This is a genomic window from Mycobacterium sp., from assembly GCF_039583805.1.
Taxonomy (GTDB): Bacteria; Actinomycetota; Actinomycetes; order Mycobacteriales; family Mycobacteriaceae; genus Mycobacterium.
The window spans coordinates 1-10526 of record NZ_JAVKSH010000120.1; the positions used below are offsets into that span (position 1 = coordinate 1).

A 10526-nucleotide genomic window follows, 5' to 3' on the forward strand; every position below is an offset into this window, starting at 1 on the left:
CCTGGTGAGCTATTAGGTGTAGCTTAAGGGTGTGTTCTAAGGTGCTTACTTGGTAGCATCTCAGGTAGATCCGGCGCGGAGGTGGAGGTGCGATATGCCGGTGTTGACCGTCTCAGCGGCGCAGCGACTCGACGATGAGGCAGCGACGCGTTCGATCCGTGCGATCGCCGCGTATCTACAAGGGGCTGTCGGTCAGCGCGTCGCGGCGGCGATGGCCGGCTTGGCCGACGCCAAGCAAATCGGTCGCTATGCGCGCGAGGGCGGTCCGGAACCACACGGCGCGACCGAACGCCGCTTACGTGAGGGCTACAAGGTCGTCCGGATGCTCGTCGATGCCTATGACGACAAGACGGCGCGGGCGTGGCTTTTTGGCACCAACACGCGCCTGGACGATCGCGCGCCGATCGAGGTGCTTGGCGCGGCGATCGACACCGCGGAGTTCGCGATGGTCGTACGGGCCGCACGGCAGGTCGCCAGCTTCCAGTCGTGATCGCGCCGCCCGAGGTGGGGCGAACCCTGTGGCGGGTCGGCTATTACGCTGATCCGCTCGGCTTCACTCCGTTGCAGCTGTTCCAGTTCAGCCACCGCTTCGACGACATCTACCGGCGCTTCCGCACCGTCTATTGCGCCAATGTGGCGAAAACGTGTCTTCGCGAGGTGCTGGCCGACGTCCGGCCCAACCTCGGCGCGCTGCGCCGCCATGTCGAGCGCTATGGGCCTGAGGCCGCCCAAGACTTCGCTGAAAAGCCAGTCACCGCGCAGTGGCGCATACAGCACGTCCTCGTTCCCACAGTCCTGAAACTCGATGGCCCGTTGATCGATCTCACCGACGTGTCCACACGCCAGGAGATCGAGGATCGCCACGTCGAACTGTTGCTCGAGTACGGCTTGCAGCACCTCGATCTCCACGAGATCACCACCAGTCGCCGCGCCGTCACGCAGACGATCGCCGCGGACCTGTTCGACCGAGGCGCCGGCGCTGAACTGCTCGACACCACCTGTCCGTGGTCATGGAAAAGTCCCCAGCGGTGGCTGTGGCGAAAGCACTTCCGATCGGATTAGTTGTCCTCAAGTGCACCCGGTGTCCGGCAGGTAACGGTAGAACTCCAGCAGCGTGTCGAGATCGTCGGGTCAGAACGTGTTGAACAAAAACAGTTGCAGGGACTCGAATATGCTCTGGAATAGTCCGCTGTTGGCGACCCCGTGCTCAATTGCGCCAACCCACGCGTCGAAGTTGTTGATGTGGTCGGAGATGTCGACATATGTCAGGTCGGCGTTGGTCGAGGTGGTCGCGTCAGCGACCTGCGCCGGTGTCAACCCCAGGTACTCCACGTGCGTGGTGAATAGGTGCACGATCGGGTCCAGCAGGCCCCCGGCCGTGAAGTCCTCTTGGAAGTCGGCGACTCCGTCGCCGGCAAGTGTGTAGATGGTCGCCGGGTACAGGTCATCCGGCGTCACGTCGCCGAGGACACCATCGGCGCCGGAAAGGTTGAGAAGAGAGTTCATGGTGCTCGGACCGAGTGTCGCGTCCATGTCTGCTGCAAGGTTGGGCCATATGCCGCCCGGAGCGGAGGGGTCGCCGATGAACACGAAGTGCAGATCTGCGCTGGGGATGCCGGCTTCTGCGAGTCGGCTCATTGCGATCGACTCGGCGGTGGCGCTCTGCGAGTATCCGAACAGCGTCAGCGGGTGCTCGGCGCTGAAAGCGCCCGGGTCCGCGTTGAATTCGTTCTCCACGGCGAGAACGACGTCCGACGCTCCCGTCAGACTGCTCGGGCCCTGTTGGATCAGTTCGGGCGTCGTCAGCACCTGCAACGGGGCGCTGCACGGGTCGGTGCCGTTCATGTCGCAGACCGTCGAGGCGGTCGCGCCATCGTCGAAACCCAGCGGGTGCAGATACAGAGCCTCGGCGGTCTGCGCGAAAGCGGTCGACGGCGTCGGCTCGGTGGTTCCGCCGAGGATGATCGCCGTGTCGCTGCCAGATAGCGGGCCGTCCGCAGACAGCAGAGTCACGTCAGCGGGGGCGGGTTGGTTGATCGGCGTGCTAGCCGCGCCAACGATCATGCCGACGGCGGTAACGTACGCGAGCATCTTATGTCCGTTCACCGCTGCACCTCTTCGCTCGCACCGGCGCCGCCTTGCTGCGGGCTGCATCATCGCATCTTCCGATCTGAACCGCCCCATCCCGGATAACTTCGCCAACTGGATCCCGACCGCGACGGGCGTAGAAACCCACTTCGCCGATTCCCAGTTCGGACGCCGCAGCCGCGCCGATCGGCGGGGAGTTACGGCAAAGCGTCCGGGTAGAAGGTTGTCGTGCCGTTGCCGGCGTTGTCGATGTACACCGGGAACATCGAGAACGGAACGTAGCCGGTGTTCAACAGGCTCCCCGACGTCACCGTCGGGCTGACGACATCGGTCGTCGAATACGTGTACAGCAGCGTCTGACCGTCGAACACCGTAATCGTGGTGCCCGCCGGCAATGTCCCCGAGGTCTGACCGGAATCGAGCAGCGACGACGGGACGGTTCCGAAGACACCACCGGAGTCGACGATCGCCGACACCGACTGAGCCGGGCCGTCGTCGATGCTCACGTCGAGGTTGGTGATCGGCGACCCGGCGACGGAGATCCCGTCCGGCAGCGTGGGCGGGCCGAACGTCAGTTCATTCATGGGCTCGTCGATGAGCACACCCTGGCTGAGGCCGCCGGGCAGCGCGGTGGTCACCAGGCTCGGGCCGGGGCCGTCCGCATTGGGCCCGACGCCCAAGATCCCGACGGCCTGGGCGGGCTGCAGGAAGCCTTGCAGCGACGAGGGGAACGCGAACAACTCGGCGTCGATGCTCGTCGGCCCGCTCGACAGCCCGTCACCGAAGTTCACCGTCCCCGGGAAAGTCAGGTAGACGTAGGTGAGCCCGCCGCTGTAGGAGCTGATACCCAACCCGGTGGGCAAGCCCACATGCGCCAGCCCGAGATCTTGGATTGGGATGACCAGGCCGGCGGATCCGCTGTCGACCAGCACCGGAACGGTCTGTCCGCCGTTGACGGACAGGTCGATCACCGGCTCGGTGACGTCGTTGATCTGCAGCGGCACCGTCACGTTCGTCGGCCCGCCCGCACCGGAGACGCCGGGGCTGCCCAACAGGGTGCCGGCGAAGCCGCCGACGCCGCCGTACTGGCTGGCGGTGCCGTCGACGGTGCCTGTTCCGCCGTCGCCGCCGTTGCCGATCAACCCCGCGTCGCCGCCGGCCCCGCCGGCGCCGCCGGTCGCCGCGTCGCCGCCGGTGCCGCCGTCGCCGATCAGCCCCGCCGACCCGCCGGCGAACCCTTCGCCGCCGTCGACACCCGCCACTCCGGCCGCGCCGTCGCCGCCGTTGCCGGCCAGGTATCCGCCGTCGGTGAGGTTGCCGAACAGCTGCGGAGCGAGGCCCCCGATCAGCGAGTCGTTGCCGACGGTCGCGGCGCCGGCCTCGACGCCGTTGCCGATCAGGTCACGGCCGAACAGGAATACGGACGGCGCGTTGACCACGCCGTCGATGACCTCGCCGACCGGGCTGGTGATGTAGGCCTGCGAAAGCCCGACCGCCGAATCCACGATCAGCGACTGGATCGACTGCTCGAGGCCGCCACTCGCCGCGGCCAACGCACTGCTGACGTCCGCGGCCGAACCGGCCGCTGCGTCGAGCACCGGAGCCGCCGCCGAGCTGCCCGCGTCCACCGCGCCCATCACTGGGTCGACCAGCAGGTCGAAGATGTCGGCGTGCGCGGCGGGCGCCGCCGCCAGCGGCGTGACCGCCACCGTCGCAACCGCGGTCAGCACCCGACGACGGTGCCGGTGGTCGCGCTGAATGCCATGCTGTCGGCTGATCGTAAAACCTCCACCCCGAAGACACCTCACCAACAGGGCGGCCAACCACGCGCGTGGGCACCACCCGCTGGAGTCGGTAACTTACCACGGCCGGGAAAACGGCGAGCGTCCGCCGATGCTGCCCGCGTCGTCGCAAACCCGCATCTGCACAGGGCCGTCGGCGCGGCAGGCTCCCGTCGGTACGTACCCGCGACGCGCGGCGCTGCTTCTTGCCGCGGCCCGAGGAAACGCCATAACCTGGGCCACGACCGCACCATCGGGTGCGACGCGGCGGGGCTGACGGGAACAGGGCGGCAGTCCATGGCGATCCGAGAACCGTGACCGAATCGACTGCACGCGCTGACGAACTCGCCGCGCTGGACATCTTCGACGGATGTGCCCCGCAGGACCTGGTGCCGCTGGCGGCCGGGCTGCAGCCGGTGCAGGCCGCCCCGGGGCTGGTGTTGATGCGCCAGGGTGAGCAGGCCGTCTCCTTCCTGCTCGTGTCGTCCGGCGCCGCCGAGGTCACGCACGTCGGCGACGACGACGCGGTGATTGTCGAGCAGGTGTCCGCGGGGATGATCGTCGGCGAGATCGCGCTGCTGCGCCACATCCCGCGCACCGCGACCGTCACCACCACCGAGCCGTTGACCGGCTGGATCGGCGACGGCGACGCGTTCGCCCGGATGGTGCGCGTCCCGGGGATCATGGAGCGGCTGGTCCGCACGGTCCGCCAGCGGCTGGCCGCCTTCGTCACGCCCATCCCGGTCCGGGTTCGCGACGGCACCGACCTGCTGCTGCGCCCCGTGCTGCCGGGCGACAGCGAGCGCACCCTGCACGGCCACATCCAGTTCTCCAAGGAGACGCTCTACCGGCGCTTCATGTCGCCGCGCATTCCCAGCGCGGCCATGATGGACTACCTGGCCGAGGTGGACTACGTCGATCACTTCGTGTGGGTGATGACCGACCTCACGGGCCAGCCCATAGCCGATGCCCGCTTCGTTCGCGACGAGGACGACCCCGCCGTCGCCGAGATCGCGTTCACCGTCGCCGACGCCTTTCAGGGCCGCGGTATCGGCTCCTTCCTGATCGCCGCGCTGTCGGTGGCTGCCCGCCTCGACGGTGTCGAACATTTTTCGGCGCGGGTGCTCGCCGACAACCTGCCCATGCGGACCATCATGGACCGCTGCGGCGCGGTGTGGGTACGCGACGACGTCGGCGTCGTCACCACCGTGGTCGGCGTGCCCGGCCCGCACACCCTGTCGCTGGGGCACGACCTGACCGAAGAGATCAAACGTGTTGCGCGGCAAGTTATTCAGGCAATGGGCTGACCTACCTTGACCGCGACGTGGATGCGACTCTTTGCGGCCGCAGTGGTGGGCGTGCTGGCGAGCGCATGTGTCCACGCACCTCGGACCACGCCGTCGCAGAGCTCACCCGCCGGCCGGATCAACCCGGTCGACATCAAGCGGGTGGCCCGCGAGCTGCCCGCAGGCTACGAGGTGACCTCCGTGTCGCCGCAGGGCGGGCCGGCCGCGACGTGGGGCCTGGCCGCGGGCGCGACGGCCGACCCGCCGCGGTGCGCGGAGTTGGCCGCGCCGGACCCCGGCCAGTCCGCGATCGCCCAGGGCATTTCGGGGTCCGGCCCGGGCGGGGTCGTGTACGCGGTGGTGATGGCCGCGCACGCCGCGCCGGAGCCGAGACTGGTGGCCGCCTGCCCGCAGTGGACCATGACCGACGGGCGCGCCCGCGCCCGCGTCCGTCTGACCGCGCCGCCGCGCATCGACGGCGTGCCAACCCTGGGCATGACCGCCGACACCATCGCACCGGCCGAGGGCGGCAACGAAATCATTTCGCGGGCAACAACGTTCATTGCCTACCTGGACTCCTACGATGCGTTCAGCACGCTGGTCAGCGATCCCGGCTCGGTCCGGCCGGCGCTGGCGCCGCAATTCGCCGGCGATCTTCTCGTCAAATCGGTGTCGGCGCTGAGCAGCCGGCCATAGTGGGCTAGATTGAGCCGGATGTGCAGGAGGGTGCTCGCGCTCGCGGCTGTGTGCGCGGCGGCGGCGTGCTCATCCGGATCGGGCGGACACGCGTCCGCCGACATCACCAAGATCGCGGACGTCAAGTCGAGTTTCGGCCCGGGGTTCCAGGTCAAAGACATCGCCAAGACGGGTGTCGATCCCCAGGTGCTGTCGTCGCGCAAGCTGCCGGAAGGCCTGAAATTCGAGCCGGCGAACTGCGCGAAATTCGTGATCGGCGAACAGGTGCCGCCCGGAGTGCAGGGCAACATGGCCGCGGTGACCGCCGAGGGAGACGGCGCCCGCTACATCGCGATCGCACTGCAGACGTCACAACCGGTGCCGCTCAACGACCCCGGACGCAACTGCAAGAAGGTGGCATTCCAAGGGCGTGGGGTGCGCGGCTTCCTCGAAGTGGTCGAGGCGCCGCAGATCAAGGGCGTGCGAACGCTGGGCGTGCACCGGATCCTGCAGACGATCGCCGGCGGACGGCCCCGCACCGGGGAGATGTACAACTACTCCGCCCACTTCGGTGACTACCAGGTGATCGTCACCGCCAATCCCCTGGTGGCGCCGGACAGGCCGGTCGCTGCGGTCGATACCCAGCGGGCGCGTGACCTGCTCACCGCCGCGGTGGCCGCGGTCAGGACCTGAGCCCGGCGCGCAGGTGCTCTGACTCGACCCGCGCGGCACCGGGTGGGCGTTACCGTGCTAGGTGTGAGTGTCTGCGAGCTGGGCTCCAATTCCGAGGTCGGGACGCTGCGGGTGGTCATCCTGCACCGGCCGGGTGCGGAGTTGCGACGGCTGACACCGCGCAACAACGACAGCCTGCTCTTCGACGGGCTGCCATGGGTGGACCGCGCGCAGCAGGAACACGACGCGTTCGCGCAGCTGCTGCGCTCGCGCGGGGTCGAGGTGCTGCTGCTGTCCGATCTGCTCACCGAGGCGCTGGCCAGCGGGGCCGCCCGGATGCAGGGCATCGCCGCGGCGGTGGACAGCCGTCGACTGGGATTCCCTCTGGCGCAGGAACTTTCGCAATACCTGCGGGGCTTGCAGCCGGCGTGGTTGGCGCATGTGCTGACGGCCGGCATGACGTTCGCCGAACTGCCGCCCGACACCCGGACCGACGTGTCGCTGGTGCGGCTCATGCACCACGGCGCCGACTTCGTCATCGAGGCGCTGCCCAACCTGGTGTTCACCCGCGACTCGTCGATCTGGGTCGGGCCGCGGGTAATCATCCCGTCGCTGGCGCTGCCGGCGCGCTCGCGTGAGGCGTCGCTGACCGACCTGATCTACGCCCACCATCCGCGTTTCACCGGGGTGCGCCGCGCCTACGAGTCGCACACCGCGCCGGTCGAGGGCGGCGACGTGCTGCTGTTGGCGCCGGGCGTGGTTGCGGTCGGCGTGGGGGAGCGCACCACGCCCGCGGGCGCGGAAGCGTTGGCGCGCAGCCTGTTCGACGACGGCTTGGCCGACACCGTGCTGGCGGTGCCGATCGAGCAGAAACGAGCGCAGATGCACCTGGACACGGTGTGCACGATGGTCGACACCGACGCCGTGGTGATGTACGCCAACGTCGTCGACACGTTGTCGGCGTTCACGATTGCGCGCACCCGCGACGGCGTGACGATCTCCGACGAGGCGCCGTTCCTGGTAGCGGCGGCCGCCGCGATGGGCATCGACAGGTTGCGCGTCATCGACACCGGGCGCGACCCCGTCGTCGCCGAACGCGAACAGTGGGACGACGGCAACAACACGCTGGCCCTGTCGCCCGGTGTCGTCGTCGCCTACGACCGCAACGTGCAGACCAACGCCCGGCTGCGGCAGGCCGGCATCGAAGTGCTCACCGTCGCCGCCTCCGAGCTGGGCACCGGCCGCGGCGGGCCGCGCTGCATGTCCTGCCCCGTCGCCCGCGATCCGCTCTAGCGGACGCCGAGATTGCGTTCAGGGCTGTTGTTGCGCGAATTTCACGACCCTGTGCGAATTTCACCGGATGACCGCGGCGGGCAAAGGCATCTTTCACCCGATGCAGAATGAAACACAGACTGTGTTCGGCCACCACGCGAATGTCGATCCAGCCTTGGCTCTCGATCCGCTCGGCACGCCCGATGTCGTGCACGTACCGCTTGCGATCGGTGCTGTGCTGCCGGCCGTCATGGTCGAGGCCAACCAGCGGTTCGTCGTATCTCATATCGATGAATGCCTGCCTGACGCCGTCGGTCACCCGTATCTGGGTTCGCGGCGCGGGCAGTCCGGCGTCGATGAGGAGGAGCCGCAACCACGTTTCCTTCGGTGACTGAAGCACCCGGGTCCATCGGATCGAGTGCGACTTCGTAACGACGCAGTCCTCGTGCCCGCCGATAGCGCTCAACCAGTGAAAGGGCATAGCATGCCTTGATTTCGGGTGCACGGGCAAGCGCGTCGAGGTGCCGCACGGCGACATCCCGTGGCAGATGCCGGGCAAGGTCGAGCGCAGTCCTCGCGGGACTGGTCACCGGGATCCTGTCAACGTAGACAATCCCGTCAGCGTAGATCCGTTCGTTGCGAACAATAATTCCTGACGGTTCTCGGCCGCTGCGCCAGATCATCTCGATCGGTGTGACGGCGTCAACCCAGAGCGCGCCGTGCAGCGCCGCCGCGGCGCGCCCGGCGATCACGCCGCTGCGACCCGACCACAGCCTGGCGCTGACGGTATCGCGCCACAGCGACGGAGCCGCGCGCCGTCGTGCGTACACGCCGGGAAATAGGGGCGTGTATTTCCAGCGCAACTGGCCGCGGGTAAGCGCGCCGCAGGCGGGTCGAGCATCTCTGTGCCGATGAACACGTCGGACATGCGACAATCTTGGCTGGCGGCACCATTCCCGCGTTGACATTGCGCGCAGGGTTGTGGATACCGGTCGATCGACAGCTCTGGACGTAATCTCAACGAGGTTGCGGTCTCAACGCCACGAGTTACCGCCAGCTGGGCAGCCAGATCTCCATGTTCCAGGTGGCCTGCGAGATCGGCTGGCCGGTCAGCACCGGAAACAGCCACGCGAAATTGGTCAACACCATTGCGACGTAACACGATACGACGATCAGGCCGAGCGTGCGACGCTCCGACCCCTGACCGGGCGCATAGAGGATGTCTGCACAGATCAGCGCGATCGCCATGACCAGGAACGGCGCCATCGCGGCCGCGTAGAAGAAGTACATCTGCCGGTCGATGTCGGCGAACCACGGCAGCCAGCCGGTGCAGTAGCCCACCAGGACTGCGGCGTAACGCCAGTCGCGGCGCACGAGCGTCCGCCACGCGGCGTAGCCGAGCACCGGCACCGAGAGCCACCACATCGCCGGGGTGCCGACCATCATCACCGCCTTGACGCAGGACTGCGCGCCGCAGCCGGGGACGTTCTGCTGGTCGATGGCGTACAGCACCGGTCGCAGCGACATCGGCCAGGCCCACGGTTTGGATTCCCAGGGATGGTGATTGCCCGCCGAATTCGTCAGGCCCGCATGGAAGTGATAGGCGTTGTAGGTGTAGTACCACAGCGAGCGGACGGCGTCGGGCAGCGGGAACGCCGAGTGCTCGCCGATCGCCTGCCCGGCCTCGTGGCGGTCGATCGCGGTCTCGGAGGCAAACCACGGCGTGTACGACGCCAGGTAGACGCCGAACGGGATGAGCAGCAGCGCGTAGCCGGCGGGACCCACGTCACGGCGCAGCGTGCCGAGCCACGGCCGCGGTGCCCGGTAGGCGCGCCGCGCCGCGCCGTCGAACCCCAGCGACATCAGCCCGAAGAACAGCACGAAGTACAGCCCCGACCACTTTGTCGCACAGGCTAATCCGAGCAGCACGCCGGCGCCGAACCGCCACCACCGCACCCCCAGCCGCGGCCCCCACCGCGTCTCGGCGATGCGGCCGTCGAGCAACGCGTGGTACATCCGCTCGCGCACCTGGTCACGGTCGACGATCAACGCGCCGAACGCGGCGACCACGAAGAACGTCAGGAAGCCGTCGAGCAGTGCGGTCCGCGAGGCGACGAAGCTGACGCCGTCGGCGATCAGCAGCAGCCCCGCGATCCCGCCGACCAACGTCGAGCGGCTGATCCGCCGCACGATCCGCACCACCAGCGCGATCGCCAGCACGCCGAGCAGTGCGCCGGAAAACCGCCAGCCCACCCCGGTGTAGCCGAAGACCGCCTCGCCGATCGCGATGAGTTGCTTGCCGACGGGCGGGTGAACCACCAGGCCGAACCCGGGATTGTCTTCCACGCCGTGGTTATGCAGCATCTGCCAGGCTTGCGGCGCGTAATGCTTCTCGTCGAAGATCGGTGTGCCGGCATCCGTCGGCGAGCCCAGGTTCTCGAACCGGGTGAGCGCGGCCAGCGCGGTGATCGCCACGGTCATGGCCCAGCCCCGCCCGCGGTCGGCCGGCCCGAAATCCGCGACGGGCACCAACGGCCCCGGGCTGACGACGGGTACCTGCGGTCTGAGGAGTTCGTCGGGCGGGGCGGTCGTCACAAGCGCCGCTCTCTCCCGTAGGCGGGCGGTACCCCCACTGCATCGTCGTCGGCGTGCATGACCGTCGATCGTAGGCTGTCCGCCATGGTGCGTCCTGAAAGTTGGATTGGACTAGCGGGTGGAAGTCCCGTCCCGGTAGGCACCGGAGCGCCGGGTA

General features: G+C 68.2%; 9 protein-coding genes and 1 pseudogene. 6 read left to right on the forward strand and 4 right to left on the reverse strand.

The genetic code is table 11. From position 1 onward, the window contains the following. The first annotated feature begins 94 nt into the window (after positions 1-94). Together ABDW21_RS14610 and ABDW21_RS14615 are read left to right on the forward strand one after the other, a co-directional pair. Positions 95-490 (forward strand): XRE family transcriptional regulator, encoded by a 396-nt coding sequence (locus ABDW21_RS14610; RefSeq protein ID WP_343602228.1) that lies wholly within the window; start codon positions 95-97, stop codon positions 488-490. Next, the gene (locus tag ABDW21_RS14615) at positions 487-1062 is read left to right on the forward strand and encodes an RES domain-containing protein (protein ID WP_343602226.1); all 576 of its coding nucleotides are present in this window, start codon (positions 487-489) and stop codon (positions 1060-1062) included. Before ABDW21_RS14610 ends, ABDW21_RS14615 begins: the two co-directional genes overlap by 4 nt. Positions 1063-1131: 69 nt before the next feature. On the opposite strand, the gene ABDW21_RS14620 is transcribed toward ABDW21_RS14615, so the two are convergent. Together ABDW21_RS14620 and ABDW21_RS14625 are read right to left on the reverse strand one after the other, a co-directional pair. Further along, positions 1132-2106, reverse strand: coding sequence for a PE-PPE domain-containing protein (locus ABDW21_RS14620; RefSeq protein WP_343710625.1), 975 nt, complete (start codon positions 2104-2106; stop codon positions 1132-1134). A gap of 179 nt (positions 2107-2285) precedes the next feature. Next, entirely contained in the window at positions 2286-3818 is a 1533-nt protein-coding gene (locus ABDW21_RS14625; RefSeq protein WP_343710626.1) for a PecA family PE domain-processing aspartic protease, read from the reverse strand. 365 nt (positions 3819-4183) lie between these two features. Here ABDW21_RS14625 and ABDW21_RS14630 point away from each other — a divergent pair, with 365 nt between their 5' ends. Genes ABDW21_RS14630 through arcA form a run of 4 tightly spaced genes read left to right on the forward strand, consistent with a single transcriptional unit; the run spans position 4184 to position 7795 of the window. Then, a complete protein-coding gene (locus ABDW21_RS14630) occupies positions 4184-5176 on the forward strand; it encodes a GNAT family N-acetyltransferase (protein WP_343602220.1) in 993 nt (330 codons plus the stop codon). A 6-nt stretch (positions 5177-5182) separates the two neighbouring features. Further along, complete coding sequence (locus ABDW21_RS14635; RefSeq protein WP_343602218.1) at positions 5183-5851, forward strand: DUF5642 family protein; 669 nt, start codon at positions 5183-5185, stop codon at positions 5849-5851. An 18-nt stretch (positions 5852-5869) separates the two neighbouring features. Continuing rightward, complete coding sequence (locus tag ABDW21_RS14640) at positions 5870-6523, forward strand: DUF5642 family protein (RefSeq protein ID WP_343602217.1); 654 nt, start codon at positions 5870-5872, stop codon at positions 6521-6523. 54 nt (positions 6524-6577) lie between these two features. Continuing rightward, positions 6578-7795 carry an arginine deiminase gene (arcA, locus tag ABDW21_RS14645; RefSeq protein ID WP_343602216.1) on the forward strand — a complete coding sequence of 406 codons (1218 nt, stop codon included), beginning with the start codon at positions 6578-6580 and terminating at the stop codon, positions 7793-7795. 70 nt (positions 7796-7865) lie between these two features. Here arcA and ABDW21_RS14650 read toward each other — a convergent pair. Then, positions 7866-8702, reverse strand: a pseudogene (locus tag ABDW21_RS14650) (hypothetical protein); the annotation flags it as partial. A 119-nt stretch (positions 8703-8821) separates the two neighbouring features. Continuing rightward, positions 8822-10369, reverse strand: coding sequence for a phospholipid carrier-dependent glycosyltransferase (locus ABDW21_RS14655; RefSeq protein ID WP_343603296.1), 1548 nt, complete (start codon positions 10367-10369; stop codon positions 8822-8824). Between the last annotated feature and the right edge of the window lie 157 nt (positions 10370-10526).